The sequence below is a fragment of the Streptomyces tanashiensis genome (assembly GCF_014648895.1).
GTDB classification, from domain to species: Bacteria; Actinomycetota; Actinomycetes; order Streptomycetales; family Streptomycetaceae; genus Streptomyces; species Streptomyces tanashiensis.
In genome coordinates, this window is the sequence record NZ_BMRZ01000009.1 from 136,460 (window position 1) to 155,135 (window position 18,676).

The 18,676-nt window shown below is 72.2% G+C and carries 19 protein-coding genes; 2 read left to right on the top strand and 17 right to left on the bottom strand.

The genetic code is table 11. The features are described from left to right. Position 1: 1 nt before the first annotated feature. A complete protein-coding gene (locus IE237_RS25160; protein ID WP_189804387.1) occupies positions 2 to 982 on the bottom strand; it encodes an aspartate carbamoyltransferase catalytic subunit in 981 nt (326 codons plus the stop codon). Between the two features lie 86 nt (positions 983 to 1,068). Further along, on the bottom strand, positions 1,069 to 1,635 hold the full coding sequence (pyrR, locus tag IE237_RS25165) for a bifunctional pyr operon transcriptional regulator/uracil phosphoribosyltransferase PyrR (protein WP_189804388.1): 567 nt from the start codon (positions 1,633 to 1,635) through the stop codon (positions 1,069 to 1,071). 245 nt (positions 1,636 to 1,880) lie between these two features. On the opposite strand from pyrR, the gene bldD reads away from it, so the two are divergent. After that, on the top strand, positions 1,881 to 2,381 hold the full coding sequence (gene bldD, locus IE237_RS25170) for a transcriptional regulator BldD (RefSeq protein WP_017242229.1): 501 nt from the start codon (positions 1,881 to 1,883) through the stop codon (positions 2,379 to 2,381). A gap of 191 nt (positions 2,382 to 2,572) precedes the next feature. Here the strand turns inward: bldD and nusB are convergent, their stop codons facing one another. From nusB to IE237_RS25245, 15 genes are all read right to left on the bottom strand, one after another. After that, positions 2,573 to 3,010, bottom strand: coding sequence for a transcription antitermination factor NusB (nusB, locus tag IE237_RS25175; protein WP_189804389.1), 438 nt, complete (start codon positions 3,008 to 3,010; stop codon positions 2,573 to 2,575). A 2-nt stretch (positions 3,011 to 3,012) separates the two neighbouring features. Then, positions 3,013 to 3,579: an elongation factor P gene (gene efp / locus IE237_RS25180; protein WP_189804390.1), complete on the bottom strand. Its 567-nt coding sequence runs from the start codon at positions 3,577 to 3,579 to the stop codon at positions 3,013 to 3,015. Positions 3,580 to 3,628: 49 nt separating this feature from the next. Beyond that, positions 3,629 to 4,741 carry an aminopeptidase P family protein gene (locus IE237_RS25185; RefSeq protein ID WP_189804391.1) on the bottom strand — a complete coding sequence of 371 codons (1,113 nt, stop codon included), beginning with the start codon at positions 4,739 to 4,741 and terminating at the stop codon, positions 3,629 to 3,631. 60 nt (positions 4,742 to 4,801) lie between these two features. Then, positions 4,802 to 5,668, bottom strand: a complete 867-nt coding sequence (locus IE237_RS25190; protein WP_189804392.1) for an AAA family ATPase — start codon at positions 5,666 to 5,668, stop codon at positions 4,802 to 4,804. A 348-nt stretch (positions 5,669 to 6,016) separates the two neighbouring features. Further along, the gene (gene aroQ / locus IE237_RS25195) at positions 6,017 to 6,472 is read right to left on the bottom strand and encodes a type II 3-dehydroquinate dehydratase (protein WP_189804393.1); all 456 of its coding nucleotides are present in this window, start codon (positions 6,470 to 6,472) and stop codon (positions 6,017 to 6,019) included. Continuing rightward, entirely contained in the window at positions 6,469 to 7,566 is a 1,098-nt protein-coding gene (gene aroB / locus IE237_RS25200; RefSeq protein ID WP_189804394.1) for a 3-dehydroquinate synthase, read from the bottom strand. The genes aroQ and aroB overlap by 4 nt, the downstream gene beginning before the upstream one ends. Further along, complete coding sequence (locus IE237_RS25205; RefSeq protein WP_189804395.1) at positions 7,563 to 8,081, bottom strand: shikimate kinase; 519 nt, start codon at positions 8,079 to 8,081, stop codon at positions 7,563 to 7,565. Before IE237_RS25205 ends, aroB begins: the two co-directional genes overlap by 4 nt. Further along, positions 8,078 to 9,262: a chorismate synthase gene (aroC, locus tag IE237_RS25210; protein WP_189804396.1), complete on the bottom strand. Its 1,185-nt coding sequence runs from the start codon at positions 9,260 to 9,262 to the stop codon at positions 8,078 to 8,080. The genes IE237_RS25205 and aroC overlap by 4 nt, the downstream gene beginning before the upstream one ends. A 112-nt stretch (positions 9,263 to 9,374) precedes the next feature. Further along, complete coding sequence (locus IE237_RS25215) at positions 9,375 to 9,614, bottom strand: hypothetical protein (RefSeq protein WP_189804397.1); 240 nt, start codon at positions 9,612 to 9,614, stop codon at positions 9,375 to 9,377. Between the two features lie 32 nt (positions 9,615 to 9,646). Next, positions 9,647 to 10,489 (bottom strand): shikimate dehydrogenase, encoded by an 843-nt coding sequence (locus IE237_RS25220; RefSeq protein WP_189804398.1) that lies wholly within the window; start codon positions 10,487 to 10,489, stop codon positions 9,647 to 9,649. Further along, a complete protein-coding gene (gene mltG / locus IE237_RS25225; protein WP_189804399.1) occupies positions 10,470 to 12,248 on the bottom strand; it encodes an endolytic transglycosylase MltG in 1,779 nt (592 codons plus the stop codon). The genes IE237_RS25220 and mltG overlap by 20 nt, the downstream gene beginning before the upstream one ends. Before the next feature lie 101 nt (positions 12,249 to 12,349). After that, positions 12,350 to 12,814 (bottom strand): Holliday junction resolvase RuvX, encoded by a 465-nt coding sequence (ruvX, locus tag IE237_RS25230; protein ID WP_189804548.1) that lies wholly within the window; start codon positions 12,812 to 12,814, stop codon positions 12,350 to 12,352. A gap of 2 nt (positions 12,815 to 12,816) precedes the next feature. Then, the gene (alaS, locus tag IE237_RS25235; protein ID WP_189804400.1) at positions 12,817 to 15,486 is read right to left on the bottom strand and encodes an alanine--tRNA ligase; all 2,670 of its coding nucleotides are present in this window, start codon (positions 15,484 to 15,486) and stop codon (positions 12,817 to 12,819) included. Then, positions 15,486 to 15,839, bottom strand: coding sequence for a DUF6167 family protein (locus tag IE237_RS25240; protein WP_189804401.1), 354 nt, complete (start codon positions 15,837 to 15,839; stop codon positions 15,486 to 15,488). The genes alaS and IE237_RS25240 overlap by 1 nt, the downstream gene beginning before the upstream one ends. 6 nt (positions 15,840 to 15,845) lie before the next feature. Next, positions 15,846 to 16,283, bottom strand: a complete 438-nt coding sequence (locus tag IE237_RS25245; RefSeq protein WP_189804402.1) for a DUF948 domain-containing protein — start codon at positions 16,281 to 16,283, stop codon at positions 15,846 to 15,848. Between the two features lie 158 nt (positions 16,284 to 16,441). Between IE237_RS25245 and IE237_RS25250 the strand changes: the two genes are divergently transcribed. Beyond that, on the top strand, positions 16,442 to 18,658 hold the full coding sequence (locus IE237_RS25250; protein WP_189804403.1) for an ATP-binding protein: 2,217 nt from the start codon (positions 16,442 to 16,444) through the stop codon (positions 18,656 to 18,658). Positions 18,659 to 18,676: the final 18 nt, after the last annotated feature.

An 18,676-nucleotide genomic window follows, 5' to 3' on the forward strand; every position in this document is an offset into this window, starting at 1 on the left:
GTTACTTGCTCTCCTCGGTACGGGTGTGGCTGACGGCGGACTCGTTGCCGCCCAGAAGCAGGTAGAGGACCGCCATCCGGACGGAGACGCCGTTGGCGACCTGCTCGACGACCGTGCAGCGGTCGGAGTCGGCGACCTCGGCGGTGATCTCCATGCCGCGGACCATCGGGCCGGGGTGCATGACGATGGCGTGCTCGGGCATCTTCGCCATCCGCTCGCCGTCGAGCCCGTAGCGGCGCGAGTACTCGCGCTCGGTCGGGAAGAAGGCGGCGTTCATCCGCTCTCGCTGCACACGCAGCATCATCACCGCGTCGGACTTCGGCAGCACGCTGTCGAGGTCGTACGAGACGTCGCAGGGCCAGGTCTCGACGCCGACGGGGACCAGGGTGGGCGGGGCCACCAGGGTGACCTCGGCGCCGAGGGTGTGGAGCAGGTCGACGTTGGAGCGGGCGACCCGGCTGTGCAGGACGTCGCCCACGAGCGTGATCCGCTTGCCGGCGAGGTCCTGGCCGAGGCCGGCGTCGCGGCCGACGAGGCGGCGGCGCATGGTGAAGGCGTCCAGGAGGGCCTGGGTGGGGTGCTGGTGGGTGCCGTCGCCGGCGTTGATGACGGGCGCGTCGATCCAGCCGGAGGTGGCGAGCCGGTAGGGCGCGCCGGAGGCGCCGTGCCGGATGACGACCGCGTCGACGCCCATGGCCTCCAGGGTCTGCGCGGTGTCCTTGAGGGACTCGCCCTTGGAGACGCTGGAGCCCTTGGCCGCGAAGTTGATCACGTCGGCGGAGAGGCGCTTCTCGGCGGCCTCGAAGGAGATCCGGGTCCGGGTGGAGTCCTCGAAGAAGAGGTTGCAGATGGTCCGGCCGCGCAGGGTCGGCAGCTTCTTGATGGGCCGGTCGGCCACCCGGGCCATCTCCTCGGCGGTGTCGAGGATCTGGACGGCGTCGTCGCGGGTGAGGTCGGCGGCCGAGATGAGGTGACGCATCATCGGGGTTTCTCTCCGTGGTGGGGAGGTGTGAGGGCATGCGGGGGCACAGGGGTGTGCCCCGGCCCCCGGCGGGGAAGCCGGTCCGGCTAGGAGGCGGGCTTGGAGCCGAGCAGGACGGTGTCGCGACCGTCTTCCTCGGCGAGCTGCACCTTGACCGTCTCCCGCAGCGACGTGGGGAGGTTCTTGCCGACGTAGTCGGCGCGGATCGGAAGTTCGCGGTGGCCGCGGTCGACGAGGACCGCGAGCTGGACGGCGCGCGGGCGGCCGATGTCGCCGAGGGCGTCGAGGGCGGCGCGGATGGTGCGTCCGGAGAAGAGCACGTCGTCGACGAGGACGACGAGGCGGCCGTCGATGCCGTCACCGGGGATCTCGGTGCGGCCGATGGCGCGGGCCGGCTTCATCCGCAGGTCGTCCCGGTACATGGTGATGTCGAGGGAACCGACCGGGACCTTGGTGCCGGTGATCGATTCGAGCTTCTCGGCGAGCCGGCGGGCGAGGAAGACGCCACGGGTGGGGATGCCGAGGAGGACCACGTCGTCGGCGCCCTTGGCGCGCTCGACGATCTCGTGGGCGATGCGGGTGAGGACCCGCGCGATGTCGGGGGCCTCGAGAACGGGCCGGGCCTCGTCGCCGTACTGCTGCTGAGTGTCCATGGAAAACGGACCTCCTTCTCCGCCTCACGGGACGGCTCTTAAAGGACGTCGGATTTGCGCCGTTCACTCTACCAGGGGTGGGAGGGCCCGTCCCGCACACCCCTGCCGCCCCTCCGGGCGCCGTCCCCCGGGAGGGGGCGGTACGGACCATTCGGCTTGACGGGTAGGTGTAACGCTGCGTAACCTCACAGTGAGTTACCAGCCGCGCGGCGCAGCCGCATGTCGTCACAGCGTCCGGGAGCGTTATGTCCAGCGAATACGCAAAGCAGCTCGGGGCCAAACTCCGTGCCATCCGCACCCAGCAGGGTCTCTCGCTCCACGGGGTGGAGGAGAAGTCCCAGGGCCGCTGGAAGGCGGTCGTGGTCGGCTCGTACGAGCGCGGAGACCGCGCGGTGACCGTGCAGCGTCTTGCCGAGCTGGCCGACTTCTACGGGGTCCCGGTGCAGGAGCTCCTGCCGGGCACGACTCCGGGCGGGGCCGCCGAGCCGCCGCCGAAGCTGGTCCTGGACCTGGAGCGCCTGGCGCACGTCCCCCAGGAGAAGGCCGGTCCGCTCCAGCGCTACGCGGCGACGATCCAGTCGCAGCGCGGCGACTACAACGGCAAGGTGCTGTCGATCCGCCAGGACGACCTGCGCACGCTCGCCGTCATCTACGACCAGTCCCCCTCGGTCCTCACCGAGCAGCTGATCAGCTGGGGCGTCCTGGACGCCGACGCGCGCCGCGCCGTCGCCCACGAGGACAACTGACCCCTTACGAGGGCACAGCAGAAACGTACCGCCGGGCCCGTGGACGTCATCCGACGTCCACGGGCCCGTCGCCTTTCCGCCGTCCGGGCCGGCCCCCGGAGAACTCCGGGCCGGCCGCCGGAGAGCCGACGGGTGTGCGAAGGGGCCCGCAGCACCGAGTGCTGCGGGCCCCTTCGCGTGCCGTACGGGACTCAGACGTCCGCGTCCCGGCGCAGGCGCGGCTTCAGGTCCTTGAAGCGCGCCAGCAGACCGTTGACGAAGGTCGGGGACTCGTCGGTGGAGAACTCCTTGGCGAGCTGCACCGCCTCGTCGATCGCGACCGCGTCGGGCGTGCCGTCCTCCCAGATGACCTCGTACGCACCGAGGCGCACGATGTTCCGGTCGGCGACGGGCATCCGGTCGAGGTCCCAGTCCACCGCGTAGGTCGCGATGAGCTCGTCGATCCGCGCCACGTGGGCCGCGTATCCCTCGACCAGCTGCATGGTGAAGTCGTTGACCGGCGGCTGGCGGTCGTCGGACCGCGCGTGCCGGATCTGGTCCGCGAGAACCTCCTGGACGGAGGCACCACGCTGGTCCGCCTCGAAGAGGATCTGGAAGGCGCGCTTGCGGGCCTTGCTCCGAGCGGCCACGGTTACTTGTTCACCCGGCCGAGGTAGCTGCTGTCGCGCGTGTCGACCTTGACCTTCTCACCGGTGGTGACGAAGAGCGGGACCTGGATCTCGTGGCCGGTCTCCAGCGTCGCCGGCTTGGTGCCGCCGGTGGAGCGGTCGCCCTGGACGCCCGGGTCGGTGTGCTGGATCGTCAGCTCGACGGCGGCCGGGAGCTCGACGTAGAGCACCTCGCCCTCGTGCTGGGCGACGGAGGCGGTGAAGCCCTCGATGAGGAAGTTGGCAGAGTCGCCGACGGCCTTGCGGTCGACGTGCAGCTGGTCGTACGTCTCCATGTCCATGAAGACGAAGTAGTCGCCGTCCATGTAGGAGAACTGCATGTCGCGGCGGTCGATGGTGGCCGTGTCGACCTTCACACCGGCGTTGAAGGTCTTGTCGACGACCTTGCCGGACAGCACGTTCTTGAGCTTGGTGCGCACGAAGGCCGGGCCCTTGCCGGGCTTGACGTGCTGGAACTCGACGACGGACCAGAGCTGGCCGCCTTCGAGCTTGAGCACCATGCCGTTCTTGAGGTCGTTCGTGGAAGCCACGGTTGCGGAATCTCCTGGACTGACGTGGGACCTGGGAGGCGTACGCGCCTTACAGCGCGAGCAGCTCCTTGGTCGTGATGGTGAGTAGCTCGGGTCCGCCGTCCGCCTCCTGGCGCACGACGAGCGTGTCATCGATCCGGACCCCGCCCCGGCCCGGGAGGTGGACCCCCGGTTCGACGGTGACCGGCACACAAGCGTCCAGTTTACCCATGGCCGAGGGTGAGAGCTGCGGGTCCTCGTCGATTTCGAGCCCCACCCCGTGCCCGATCAGGGGCACGGCCGCCTCCGTGTGCCCGGCGGCGTCCAGGATCTGGCGGGCCGCCCGGTCCACGTCCCGGTATTCGGCCCCGGGTGCCAGGGACTCGCGTCCGGCCCGCTGAGCGGCGAAGACGAGCTCGTACAGCTCGATCTGCCAGTCGGCGGGGGTGGTGCCGATGACGAAGGTCCGGCCGATCTCGCACCGGTAGCCGCGGTAGTCCGCGCCGAGGCAGACGGAGAGGAAATCGCCCTCCTCGACCCGGCGGTCGGTGGGCCGGTGCCCCCGGCGCCCGGAGTGCGGGCCGGTCCCCACCGAGGTGGGGAAGGCGGCTCCGTCGGCGCCGTGGTCGACGAGCCGCCGCTCCAGCTCCAGGGCGAGGTGGCGCTCGGTCCGCCCCACGAGGATCGACTCCAGGAGCTCGCCGAGGGCCTGGTCGGCGATCTCCGCCGCGATCCTCAGGCAGGCGATCTCGTCCTCGTCCTTGACAATCCTGAGCTGCTCCACGGCGCAGGAGAGGTCGGCGAGACGCAGTCCGGGGGCGACGGAACCCATCGCCCGGTGCCGGGCCACCGTCAGGTGGTGCTCCTCGACCGCGAGCGCGTCGGCGCCGGCCCCGCGGGCCAGGTCGACGGCGGCGACCGCGGGGTCGCCTCCCCCGGTGGGCAGGACCTGCTGCCGGAGCAGCTCGTCGAGCCGTCCGTCGGCCGGTTCGCCACCGGGCGCGACGGGGCAGAGCAGGACGTCCGCCTCGGGCTCCGGCCCGACGAGCAGGACGGCGCCGGGCGGCGAACCACCCGCGAGATAGCGGACGTTGGCGGGGCGGGAGACCAGGGCCGCCGGGCTGCCCGCGGCCGCGCACCGGTCGCGCAGCCGTACACGGCGGTCCGCATACACCTCTGACATGCTCCGAGCCTACGAGCGTCCCGCCGCGACGGCCTGTTCAGAACGGCCGTCCGGGCGGGGTCACCAGGTGGGCGGGCTCGCGATCGCGCGGGCGAGGACGTCGTCGAGCACGCGCGCGGTGGTCTCGACGTCGTACGTGGAGTTGTCGATGATCGGCAGCCCCGAGCCGTACCAGCCGGCCATCCGGCCGTGGATGGCGGCGACCTCCTCGTCCGAGAGGCGCCGGTTGCCGCTGCGCTCGGCGTTGCGCTCCAGGACGACCTCCAGACCGGGCAGGAGGACGACGGGCAGCAGACCGGGTCCGACGTGGCGCTTCCAGCCGCCGAGGCCGACGACGGGCCGGTCCGGGAAGACGGCGTCGTCGACGATGCAGGAGATGCCGTTGGCGAGGAAGTTGCGCGCGGCGAAGCCGCAGGTGCGGCGGGCCAGCCGGTACTGCGCCTCGGAGTGCTCGTTCCAGCCGGACTGCGGGTCGGCGAAGCCGGAGCAGACCCACTCGCGGACGTCGTCGAGGCTGATGTGCGCGGTGGGCACGCGGCGGCGCTGCGCCCAGTGCCGGGCGACGGTCGTCTTGCCCGCGCCGGCGGGGCCGATGAGCAGGACGGCGAGGGTCGCCGCGCCGGTCCCGGCACCGTGCTCGACGGGCGGCGCGAGGGGCGCGCTCACGGGCGGCAGCGGAACGTGCCCGGTCAGGTCCCCCCGCGGCGGGGCCGCGGCGGGGTGCTGAGGGGCCGCGGGGTGCGGCCCCGAGGCCGGGTGCTGCGGGGCACCGGGATGCTGCGGAGGCCCCGGGTGCGGCGCACCGGCCGGGTGGGGGGCCGAGGGGTGCTGAGGGGCCGCCGGATGCTGAGGCACGCCTCCGGGAGTGCCCCAGCCCGGCGGGGCGTGCGGGGGCCGGGGAGCGCCGGTCTGGACCGTCGGGTGCACCCCGAGCCGGGGTGCGGACGGCGGCGCCTGGTACGGGGCGCCCGGCGGGACCGGCGGAGGAACGGGTGGCTGCCCGCCGGGCTCCCTGCCTCCCGCCCCGGGAACCGGAGCCGGAACGGAACCGGGCACGGGTCCCGGTCCGGCCACGGGCCCGGGACCGGTCGCCCGGCCCTGCCCCTCGGGCGGTGGCAGCGGACCCCCCACTGCGTGCTGCATCCGGTGCCACTCCGTCTCGTACGCCTGTCGGATCCTCGGACCGGTGTGTCCGTGGTCGGGCGGAACGTTACCGCCCCCGGCCCCCACAGGGGGAACGGCCGGGGACGCCCCCTGGTGCCCTGTCAGGCCCTGTCAGTCGGTGAGCTCCTCGGCGAGCGCCCGCAGCGCCAGCCGGTAGGACCCGATCCCGAACCCGGCGACCGTCCCGCTCGCCACGGCCGCGACGACCGAGGTGTGGCGGAACTCCTCACGGGCGTACGGGTTCGAGATGTGCACCTCGATCAGCGGAGCGGTCCGCTGGGCGGCGGCGTCCCGCATCCCGTACGAGTAGTGCGTGAACGCGCCGGGGTTGATCACCACCGGGATCGAGCCGTCCGCGGCCTCGTGGAGCCAGCGGATCATCTCGCCCTCGTCGTTGGTCTCCCGCACGTCGACGTCGAAGCCGAGCTCCGCGCCGAGCGCCCGGCAGGACTCGACGAGCCCCTTGTAGGACGTGGCACCGTAGATCTCGGGCTCGCGGGAGCCGAGCCGGCCCAGGTTCGGGCCGTTGAGCACGAGGACCGGGCGGCCCGGACGCGCCTCGCTCACGCCGACACCTCGCCGTACGCCGCGATCAGGACGGCCGGGTCGGGGCCCTCCAGGACGGTCGGCTTGCCGATCGCGTCGAGCACGATGAAGCGCAGCAGGTCACCGCGGGACTTCTTGTCGATCCGCATCGTCTCCAGGAGCTTCGGCCACTGGTCGCCGCGGTAGGTGAGCGGCAGACCGACGGACTCCAGGATCGCCCGGTGCCGGTCGGCGGTGGCGTCGTCGAGCCGGCCGGCGAGGCGGCCGAGCTCGGCGGCGAAGACCATGCCGACGGAGACGGCGGCGCCGTGGCGCCACTTGTACCGCTCGTTCTTCTCGATGGCGTGGGCGAGGGTGTGGCCGTAGTTGAGGATCTCCCGGTGGCCGGCCTCCTTGAGGTCTCCGGAGACGACCTCGGCCTTGACCCTGATCGAGCGGACGAGCAGCTCGGCGGTGTGCGGACCGGCCGGGGTGCGGGCGGCCTGCGGGTCCTCCTCGATGAGGTCGAGGATCACCGGGTCGGCGATGAAGCCGGCCTTGATGACCTCCGCGAGCCCGCTGACGTAGTCGTGCACCGGCAGCGAGTCGAGCGCCGCGAGGTCGCACAGGACCCCGGCGGGCGGGTGGAAGGCGCCGACGAGGTTCTTGCCCTCGGCGGTGTTGATGCCCGTCTTGCCGCCGACGGCCGCGTCGACCATGGCCAGGACGGTGGTGGGCACGGCGACCCAGCGCACGCCGCGCAGCCAGGTCGCGGCCACGAAGCCCGCCAGGTCGGTGGTCGCTCCGCCGCCGACGCCGACGACGACGTCGCTGCGGGTGAAGCCCGTCTGGCCCAGCGCCTTCCAGCAGTAGGCGGCGACCTCGGCGGTCTTCGCCTCCTCGGCGTTCGGCACCTGGATGGCGACCGCCTCGTAGCCCTGGTCGGCGAGGTCGGCGCGGAGCGCCTCGCCGGTGTCGGCGAGCGCCTCCGGGTGGATCACGGCGACCCGCCGGGCCTGGGTGCCGATCAGGGCGGGGAGCTCACCGAGGAGCTGCCGCCCGACCAGTACCTCGTACGGATCGGTGCCCGCGGAACCGCCGACCTGGATACGGGTCACCTGGTCCTGGTCCGTCATACGTCCTTCAACTCCAGTGCGTCGAGGACCGCCTGGGCGACCTCTTCGGGGGTGCGCTCGTCCGTGGTGACCACGACACGGGCGACTTCGGTGTACAGATGCCGGCGCGCGTCCATCAGTTCGCGCCACTGGCGGCGCGGGTTGACGGCGAGCAGCGGCCGCGCGGTGTTCAGGCCGACGCGGCGGACCGCCTCCTCGACGTCCATCGAGAGGTACGCGACGGGCAGCCCGGTGAGCAGGGCGCGGGTCCCGGCGTCCAGGATCGCGCCGCCGCCGAGGGCGAGGACGCCCTCGTGCTCGGCGACGGCCGCGGCGACCGCGGCCCGCTCCAGGGCGCGGAAGTGCTCCTCGCCGTCCTCGACGAAGATGTCGGAGATCTCGCGTCCTTCGGCGGCGACGATGTCGGCGTCGGTGTCCCGGTAGGCCGCGCCGAGCCGTTCGGCCAGGAGCACGCCCACCGTGGACTTGCCGGAGCCCATGGGCCCGACGAGGACGACCAGGGGTCCGGCGGTCACCGGATCGTCAGGTTGTCGAGGTACGACTGCACGTTGCGACGGGTCTCGGGGACGCTGTCGCCGCCGAACTTCTCGACGACCGCGTCCGCGAGGACGAGCGCGACCATGGCCTCGGCGACGATGCCGGCGGCGGGGACCGCGCACACGTCGGAGCGCTGGTGGTGGGCGGCCGCGGCCTCGCCGGTGGCGACGTCGATCGTGGCCAGGGCGCGCGGGACGGTCGCGATCGGCTTCATCGCGGCGCGGACGCGCAGCAGCTCGCCGGTGGTCAGTCCGCCCTCGGTGCCGCCGGAACGGCCGGAGGTGCGCTTGATGCCGTCCTCGGTGCGGACGATCTCGTCGTGGGCCTTCGAGCCGGGCACGCGGGCGAGGTCGAAACCGTCGCCGACCTCGACGCCCTTGATGGCCTGGATGCCCATGAGGGCGGCGGCGAGCCGGGCGTCGAGACGGCGGTCCCAGTGGACGTGCGAGCCGAGCCCGACGGGCACGCCGTAGGCGAGGACCTCGACGACGCCGCCGAGGGTGTCGCCGTCCTTGTGGGCCTGGTCGATCTCCGCGACCATCGCCTTCGACGCGTCGGCGTCGAGGCAGCGGACCGGGTCGGCGTCGAGCTTCTCGACGTCGCCGGGGGTCGGGTAGACGCCGTAGGGCGCCTTGGCGGCGGCCAGCTCGACCACGTGCGAGACGATCTCGATGCCGGCGGCCTCCTTGAGGAAGGACCGGGCGACGGCGCCGAGGGCGACACGGGCGGCGGTCTCCCGGGCGCTGGCGCGCTCCAGGATCGGCCGGGCCTCGTCGAAGCCGTACTTCTGCATTCCGGCGAGGTCGGCGTGGCCGGGGCGGGGCCGGGTCAGGGGCGCGTTGCGGCCCGTCTCCTTGAGCTCCGAGGGGTCGACCGGGTCGGCCGACATGACCTTCTCCCACTTGGGCCACTCGGTGTTGCCGACCATGACGGCGATCGGGGAGCCGAGGGAGAGTCCGTGCCGGACACCGCCGAGGAACGTGATCTCGTCCTGCTCGAACTTCATGCGGGCGCCACGTCCATAGCCGAGGCGTCGCCGCGCCAGGTGGTCCGCCACCAGCTCAGTGGTGACCGGGACGCCGGCGGGAAGACCCTCCAGCGTCGCGACCAGCGCGGGTCCGTGGGATTCCCCAGCGGTCAGCCAACGCAACCTGCTCAACGATGCTCCTCATGCTCGCGCCTGGCACTGCGACGGCGCGACCGGGTGCGCGGCCCTGGCCCGCCACCCAGATCCTCCCACGTTCGGGGGGCGAACCGGCCCTCCGGTCCAGCTATCGGACGTCGGCCTCGCTCTCGTGGACGACCTCGTCCTCGTCGGCGGGCCCGCCGAACCGCTCGCGGAGCCATCCCAGGCCGAGGTGGACGACCACGGCGCACCCGAACGCGAGCAGGGGGTATCTCACCCATTCGGGCAAGTCGTGGAAGACCAGGCTGAAGACCAGGCGCACGATGCCCCCGACGACGTCCCACCGGGACGCCAGCGCCCATTCCCCACCCGTGTCCACTGCCACTCCCCCCGGATCCCCTTGCTGAGGGGGAGATCCTAACGAGCGGCCAGCGCCCGCTCCCCCGCGGCCCTCATGGCCGCGAGAGGCGCCTCGGGGACGCCCGTCATCTGTTCGACCTGGAGGACCGCCTGGTGGACGAGGAGGTCGAGGCCGCCGACGACCTTGCCGCCGCGGTCGGCCCAGGCGGCCGCGAGCGGGGTCGGCCAGGGGTCGTAGAGGACGTCGAAGAGGGCGCCGACCCGGTCGGGGACGGCGGTCGCCAGGGCGTTCGTGGTGCCGGCCGGGGTGGTCGCGATGACCAGCGGTGCGTCGAAGGCCTCCGCGGCCCGTTCCCACTCGGCGGTCCGGACGTCCACGCCGAGCCGCTCGCCCCAGCCGCGCATCTCCTCGGCCCGCGCCTCGCTCCGGACGTACGCGGTGACGGGGCCGGCGCAGATCCGGGCGAGGGCGGCGAGCGCGGAGGATGCGGTGGCGCCGGCGCCGAGGACGGCCGCCGACTCCACCTTCTCGACGCCCTGCTCGCCCAGGGCGGCGACCATGCCGGGGATGTCGGTGTTGTCGCCGACCCGGCGCCCGTCCTCCCGGAGGACGACGGTGTTGACGGCCTCCACCGCGGCGGCCGTGCCGGTGATCTCGTCGAGCAGCGGGATGATCGCCCGCTTGAGCGGCATGGTCAGCGAGAGCCCGGCCCAGGTGCCGTCCAGCTCGCCGACGAAGCCGGGCAGTCCGGCCTCGTCGACCTCGAAGCGGTCGTACGTCCAGTCGTCGAGACCGAGCTCGGCGTACGCGGCCCGGTGCAGGACCGGGGAGAGCGAGTGGGCGATCGGCGAACCGAGGACGGCCGCGCGGCGGCCGGTCTCACTGGCCGGTGTTGGCATTGAACTTGTCCTTCAACCTGTTGTGCTCGGCGAGGGTCTTCGCGAACTCGGTCTTGTTCATGCCGTCGGTCGCGACGAAGTAGAGCCAGCCGTCGTTCGTGGGGTTGAGCATCGCGGCCAGCGCCTCGTTGCCCGGGTTGCCGATCGGTCCCGGCGGCAGCCCCTTGTGCTTGTACGTGTTGTACGGGTCGGTGTTGGTGTTCGCCTCCTGCTCGGAGATCTTGATCTCGCTCTGACCCTTCAGATAGTTCAGGGTCGAGTCGAACTGCAGGAGCTGGACGGTCTCGCGGTTGTCCGGCTTGAGGCGGTTGTAGACGACCTCGGCCATCTTGCGGAAGTCGTCGTGGGTCTTGCCCTCCGCCTGCACCAGGCTCGCGACCGTGATGAGCTCCCAGGGTCCCTTGACGCCCAGCTCCCTCGCCTTCGCGTCCAGGTCCAGCTTGGTGTACTCCTGGTTGGCGCGGCCGACCATCTTGCGCAGCGCGTCCTCGGGCTTGCTGCCCTTGGCGACGGGGTAGCTCGCGGGGAAGAGGAAGCCTTCCAGCGGGTCCTTGATCTCGTCGTGGTTCTTGGCCCAGTCGGGCAGCCCGAGGGAGTCCGCCTTCGCGAGTGCGATCTCCTTGGTGGTGCCCGGCTTGAGGTCCAGACGCTCGTCGAGCTTCTCGTACACCCAGGCGTTCCGCTTGCCCTCGGGAATGATGAGGTTGGCCTGGCTGGCCGGGTTCAGCATCAGCGTCACCGCGCTGTCGGCCGACATCTCCTTCTTCAGCGTGTAGGCACCCGCCTGGATGGAGAGACCCCGGGGGTTCTTCTGCTGCGCGGAGACGAAGGCGTCGACGCTCTTGACGACACCGGCCTTCTTGAGGATGTTGCCGATCTCGTAGCCGCCCGCGGACTTCGGGATCTCGACCTGGACCTCGCCGCTGCCGCTGCCCGCGTAGTCGGGCGCCGCGCCGAACTCGCCCTGCCAGAACTGGTAGCCGAAGTAGCCGATGCCGCCGACGCCGCCCACCATGACGAGCGCGACGACGAGGCAGGCCACGCCGTTCTTGCCTTTGCGTTTCTTCGCTTTGCTCCGGCGTTCACGGTCGCCGTCGCGGGAGCCGCGGCCACGCCTCGGCTCCTCCTCGTCGTCATAGCCGTCGTCGGAGTCGTCGTCGGAGCCACCGGTGAAGAAGGGGTGGTTCTCCTCCTCGGCCTCCGGCTCCGGCTGGGGCTGGGGCGCCTCTTCCTCCGGCGCCCAGTCGACGACCGGCTCCGGCGGGTTCTGCCGCCGGCCGGGCGGCTGGGGCGGCGGGTAGGCCTCGGGCGTCCCGTAGAGGTCCGGGTTCTGCCCGCCGTAAGGATCGGCCGGGGGCGCGCCGTAGGCCATCGCCGCCTGGCCGGTCTCCCAGCCGCTGTCGTACTGCTGTCCGAGATGCCCGGGCGTGTCGTAACCGCCCGGGTACCCCGTCTCGTACTGCTGCGGCTGCTGCGGCTGCTGGTACTGCTGATGCTGCTGCTGGTACTGAGGGTCGACGTACTGCTGCGGCTGCTGCTGGTACTGCTGCGCCTGCTGCTGGTACGGGTCGACCCCGTAGCCCTGGTCGACGTGACCGCCCTGGCCGTACGGATCCACGTAGCCCTGGGCCTGGTGGTCGTACTGGCTCGCCTGCTGGGGGTGCGGGTACTGCTGCTGACCCTCCCACCCCTGGTCCCCGTAGAGCGGGTCCCCGGGGTGCCACGGTTCGGAGCCAGGGCCCCGGCCATACTCAGTCATCGATCCCCAAACAGCCGCGAGGCTTCCGGACGATCCGCCTCTACGTAGTGCGGCAGCTGTTCGAACACCGCCGCATCGCGCGGAACGTTACCGTATCGCGATCAGATGACCACTTCGACGCCCTCGCCGGGCGGATTACCTGATACCCGTTCGGACTCAAGAGCGTTCTGAAGGATGATCACAGCGGCGGCCTGGTCGATGACGGACCGCCCCTTCTTCGCCTTCACGCCCGAGGCCCGCAGGCCCTGGGTCGCGGTGACCGTGGTCATCCGCTCGTCGACCAGGCGCACCGGCACCGGGGCGATGCCCTTCGCCATCTCCCGGGCGAAGGCGCGGCACTTGGCCGCGGCCGGGCCCTCCCGCCCGCTGAGCGAGCGGGGCAGACCCACGACGACCTCGATCGGCTCGTACTCCTCGACGATCTGGCGGAGCCGCCGGTGGGCGGCCGGGACGTCACGTCCCGGCACGGTCTCCACCGGCGTCGCGAGGACCCCGTCGGGGTCGCACGAGGCGACCCCGATCCGGGCGTCCCCGACGTCGACCGCGAGACGGCGGCCGCGGCGCATCGTCACGCCGTCTCCACCACGAGACGCTCGACGGCGGCGATGGCCTCGCCGACGGCCTCCGGGTTCTGGCCGCCGCCCTGGGCGACGTCCGGCTTGCCGCCGCCACCGCCACCGAGGGTCTTGGCGGCCGTGCGGACCAGCTCGCCGGCCTTGAGACCGCGCTCGCGGGCGGCCTCGTTGGTGGCGATGACCGTCAGCGGCTTGCCGTTGGCCGTGGTGAACAGGGCCACGACGGCCGGACGGCCGCCGGAGATGCGTCCCCGCACGTCCAGGACGAGCTTGCGGAGGTCGTCGGCGCCGGTGCCGTCCGGGACCTGCCCGGTGACGAGGGCGACGCCGCGGATGTCGCGGGCGGAGTCGACGAGACCGGCGGCGGCCTGGAGGACCTTCTCCGCGCGGAACTTCTCGATCTCCTTCTCGGCGTCCTTCAGCTTGCCGAGCATGGAGGAGATCTTCTCCGGCAGCTCCTCCGGGCGGCCCTTGACGAGCTCCTGGAGCTGGGCGACGACCGTGTGCTCACGGGCGAGGAAGTTGTAGGCGTCGACACCCACGAGGGCCTCGATGCGGCGCACGCCGGAGCCGATGGACGACTCGCCGAGCAGCTTCACCAGGCCCAGCTGGGCGGTGTTGCCGACGTGCGTGCCGCCGCACAGCTCCTTGGAGAAGTCGCCGATGGTGACGACGCGGACCTGCTCGCCGTACTTCTCGCCGAACTCGGCGATGGCACCCTGGCGCTTGGCCTCGTTGATCGGCATGACCTCGGCGTGGACCTCCAGCTCGCGCGAGAGGACCTCGTTGATCTTCTGCTCGACGTCGGTGAGGACCGCGCCCGGGACGGCGTTCGGCGAACCGAAGTCGAAGCGGAAGCGACCGGGCTGGTTCTCGGAACCGGCCTGGGCGGCCGTCGGGCCGAGAGCGTCGCGCAGCGCCTGGTGGGTCAGGTGCGTGGCGGAGTGGGCGCGGGCGATGGCCCGGCGGCGCTTGACGTCGATGGTGGCGTAGGCGGTGGAGCCCACGGTCACCTCGCCGACCTGCACGGAGCCCTTGTGGACGGAGACGCCCGGGACCGGCTGCTGGACGTCGCGGACCTCGATGACGGCACCGCTGTGCAGCTTGATGCGGCCCTGGTCGGCGATCTGACCGCCGCCCTCGGCGTAGAACGGGGTGCGGTCGAGGACGACCTCGACCTCGTCGCCCTCGGAGGCGGCCGGCGAGGAGACACCGTTGACGAGGAGACCGACGACCGTGCTCTCGCCCTCGGTGTTCGTGTAGCCGGTGAACTCGGTGGCGCCGTTGCTGTCGGCGATCTCCCGGTACGAGGTCATGTCGGCGTGGCCGGTCTTCTTCGCCTTGGCGTCGGCCTTGGCGCGGTCCCGCTGCTCCTTCATCAGGCGGCGGAAGCCGTCCTCGTCCACGGAGAGGCCCTGCTCGGCGGCCATCTCCAGGGTGAGGTCGATCGGGAAGCCCCACGTGTCGTGGAGCAGGAAGGCCTTCTCGCCGGCGAGGACGGAGCCGCCGGCGGCCTTGGTCTCGGTGACGGCGGTGTCGAGGATGTTGGTGCCGCCCTTGAGGGCCTTCAGGAAGGCGGCCTCTTCGGCGAGGGCGACGGTCTCGATGCGCTTGCGGTCGGTGACCAGCTCCGGGTACTGCTCGCCCATCGTGTTGATCACGGTGTCGACGAGTTCCTGGACGACCGGGCCGGTGGCGCCGAGCAGGCGCATGTTGCGGACGGCGCGGCGCATGATGCGGCGCAGCACGTAACCGCGGCCCTCGTTGCCGGGGGTGACGCCGTCGCCGATGAGCATGACGGACGTACGCATGTGGTCGGCGACCACGCGGAGCGAGACGTCGCTGTCGTGGGCCTTGCCGTAGGCGACGCCGGTGAGGGCGGTGGCCTTGTCGATGACGACCTGGAGGGTGTCCGTCTCGTACATGTTCTGGACGCCCTGGAGGATCATCGCCAGGCGCTCCAGGCCGAGGCCCGTGTCGATGTTCTTCGACGGCAGCTCGCCGAGGATCGGGAAGTCGTCCTTGCCCGAGCCCTCACCGCGCTCGTACTGCATGAAGACCAGGTTCCAGATCTCCACGTACCGCTCGTCGTTGACGGCCGGGCCGCCCTCGACGCCGAACTCGGGGCCGCGGTCGTAGTTGATCTCGGAGCACGGGCCGCAGGGTCCGGGGACGCCCATCGACCAGTAGTTGTCCTTCTTGCCGAGGCGCTGGATGCGCTCGGCCGGGACGCCGATGACGTCGCGCCAGATCTGCTCGGCCTCGTCGTCCTCCTGGTAGACGGTGATCCAGAGCTTCTCCGGCTCGAGCCCGTAGCCGCCGTGCTCCACCGGGGTGGTCAGCAGCTCCCAGGCGAGCTTGATGGCGCCTTCCTTGAAGTAGTCGCCGAAGGAGAAGTTGCCGCACATCTGGAAGAACGTGCCGTGCCGGGTGGTCTTGCCGACCTCCTCGATGTCCGGCGTGCGCACGCACTTCTGCACGCTGGAGGCGCGCGTGAAGGGGGGCTTGACCTCACCCAGGAAGTAGGGCTTGAACGGCACCATGCCGGCCGGGACGAGCAGCAGAGTCGGGTCGTCCGCGATGAGCGACGCCGAAGGGACGACGGTGTGCCCGCGCTCCTCGAAGAAGCTCAGCCAGCGGCGGCGGATTTCAGCCGACTCCATCAGTGGTCCTCATTCCGGTTGTACGAACTCGTAGGCATCTTGGAAAACGAATATGTGGTCGGCTGCGCGGCCTGGCCGAGCGCGGCCCTCCGGCGCGGCTCCGGCAGCTCCCGGCCCTGGTCCACGGGGGCTTCCAGGCCGAGCGCCTCGCCCAGCTCCGCCTCCCGCTGGACCATGCCCGCCCTCACGTCGAGGGCGAAGTCCTTGAGCCGGTGGCCGGTCTCGATCGCCTTGTTCGCCGCCTGGGCCGCGAGGCTCTCGGGGGTCAGCTGCTTCAGCTTCCGGTTGACCTTGGTGGTGGCCCACACGCCGGCGGCTGCGCCGGCCGTGAACCAGAACGTGCGGCGGAACATCGCGGCTCAGCCCTTCTGCTTCCGGCGTCGCGAGGACGGCACGGTACGGCCGACGATCACAGTACGGCGGACGGCGGCCCGCGGCGCGTCCTCCGCCTCACGGCCCCGGCCGAGCGCCTTGCGGACGCCGTAGCCGAAGGCGGCCACCTTGACGAGCGGGCCGCCGAAGGTGGAGGCGACGGTCGTGGACAGCGCGGAGGCGTTGGAGGTGACCTCCTGGACGTCCGAGGCGATGGCGTCGACCCGGTCGAGCTGGGTCTGCGCCGAGCGCACCGTCGCGGACGCGTCGGCGAGCAGGGGAACGGCCTGCTCGGTCACGTCCGCCACCAGCCGGGTGGTCGCCCTGAGCGTCTGCGCCAGCCTCACCAGCACCACGGCGAGGAAGGAGACGAGGATCGCCCAGAACACGGCCACCAGGATCCCGGCAACCTCTCCACCGGTCACTGTGCACCGCTCTCTGCTGTCGTTGGGCCCTGTGAAAAGTCGTCCCCCGACCCTATCGCGCCCGGGCTGTCCTGCCGTACCGCATTACCGCCCGTGGGACGGTGGTCACGAGAACCCGATTGTACGGAGCGCGCGCGGGTGAGTACGCTCCGTGTCCCATGCGACGGAGCAATCTCCCGGCGGAGCTGAACCGGTTCGTCGGACGGGCCGCCGAGCAGGCCGCACTGACGGCGCTCCTCGAGACATCCCGCCTGGTCACGGTCGTGGGCGTCGGCGGGGTCGGCAAGACACGGCTCGCGCTGCGGGCTGCCGCGGCGGCGCAGAAACGCTACGGCGAAGAGGTCGGGCTGGCCGAGCTCGCGCCGCTGCGCGACCCCGACCTGGTGGCGTACGCCCTGGTCGAGGCGCTCGGGCTGACCGACCACACCCCGAGGGCCCCGCGCGAGGTGCTGGTCGAGCATCTCGCCGAGCGGCGGATGCTGCTGGTGGTGGACGGTTTCGAACACCTGGTGGAGAGCTGCGCGCCGCTGGTGCGGGAGCTCCTCGCCCGGGCGCCCGGGCTCACCGTGCTCGCGGTCGGCCGGCGGCCCCTGCGGGTGGCGGGCGAGGCGGTGTTCCCGCTGGCCCCGATGGACGAGACGGACGCGGTCGCGCTCCTCGCCGAGCGCGCCGCGGAGGCGGGCGCGCCGGTCGCGACGGCGGTCCCCGGCCCGCCGGGCCTCCCGGGCACGGGAACGTCCGTGGCCCCGGGGCACGGCGCGGAGGCCGTGCGGGAGCTGTGCCGGCGCCTCGACGGCATCCCGCTCGCCCTGGAACTGGCCGCCGGCCGGCTCCCGCTCCTCCCGGTCGAGCAGATGCTGCTCCGTCTCGACGACCGCTTCCGTCTCCTGACGGACGGCGAGCGGGGGGTGCTCCCCCGCCATCAGACGCTGCGTACCGCGATCGGCTGGAGCCACGAGCTGTGCACCCCGGAGGAGCGGCTGCTCTGGGCGCGGCTCTCGGTGTTCGCCGGCCCCTTCGACCTGGAGGCGGTGGAGTACGTGTGCGGGAGCCGGGAGCTGCCGCCGGAGCGGATCCTCGACCACCTCGGGGGTCTGCTCGCGCAGTCCCTGGTGTCGCGGGAGGACACGCCCGCGGGTCCCGCCTACCGGCTCCTGGACACGGTCGCCGCGTACGGGGCGGAGTGGCTGGCGGCGCTCGGTGACACGGACCGGATGCGGCGGCGGCACCGCGACTGGTACATGGGGCTCGCCACCTGGTGCGAGCTGGAGTGGTTCAGCCCCCGCCAGGCGGAGGTCGCGGCCCGTACGGACGCGGCGCTGCCCAATCTGCGGGCCGCGCTGGACCTGTGCCTCGAACTCCCGGAGGACGCCCACCTCGCCCAGCACCTGGCGGGCACGCTCTGGTTCGCCTGGGTCGGCTGCGGCCGCCTGTCGGAGGGCCGGCACTGGCTGGAGCGGGCGCTCGCGCTGGAGTCCGGACACGAGGAGGCGCGGCTCAAGGCGCTGTGGGTGCTCGGGTACACGGCGGTCCTGCAGGGGGACGGCACGGCGGCGGTGGCGGCGCTCCACGAGTGCGGGGAGCGGGCCCGTTCCTCGCGGAACGCGCTGGCGGAGGCGTACGCGACGCACCGGATGGGCTGCCTCGCGCTGCTCTCGGACGATCTGCCGCGGGCCGAGTCGCTGATCGAGCGGGCCCTCGGCTCCTACCGGGAGCTCGGCGAGCTGAACAGCAACGTGCTGATGGGCCAGGTCGAGGTGGCCATGGCGCGGGCCTTCCGGGGCGACCTGGAGGGAGCGGTGGCGATCTGCCGGGAGGTACGGGAGGTCTGCGAGGAGCGCGGGGAGCTCTGGACCCGGGCCTACGCCCTGTACGTCCTGGCGTTCTCGGCGTGGACCAGGGACGCGTACGGGGAGGCGCGGGAGCTGCTCACCGAGTGCGTCTCGATCAACCACACCTTCCGTGACCTGGTCGGTCTCGTCCTGGCGATCGAGCTGCTCGCGCTGGTGACGGTGAGCGAGGGGGACGCGGCGGAGGCGGCGGTGCTCCAGGGGGCCGCGGTGCCGGTGTGGGACACGGTGGGCATCCGGCTCTTCGGCTCGGAGGCGTTCGACGGGCCGAGGGCGCTCTGCCGGCAGCGGGCGGAGGAGGTCCTGGGCGCGGAGGCGTTCGGCGTCGCGGTCCAGGAGGGCCGGCGGCTTTCGCTGGACGCGGTCGTGGAGCGCGCCCTCGCGGCGCGCCGGGCTCCGGCCGGCGGCGGCCCGGCGGAAGCGACGGCCCCGCGTCCGTTCCGTACGGCCAGGTCGGCGCGGGTCCCGGGAACGCGGAAGCCCGCCGGCTCCCCCACCGGAAAGGGCGGGGAGGCGGCGGGCTGAAACCGCGGGTGCGGTACT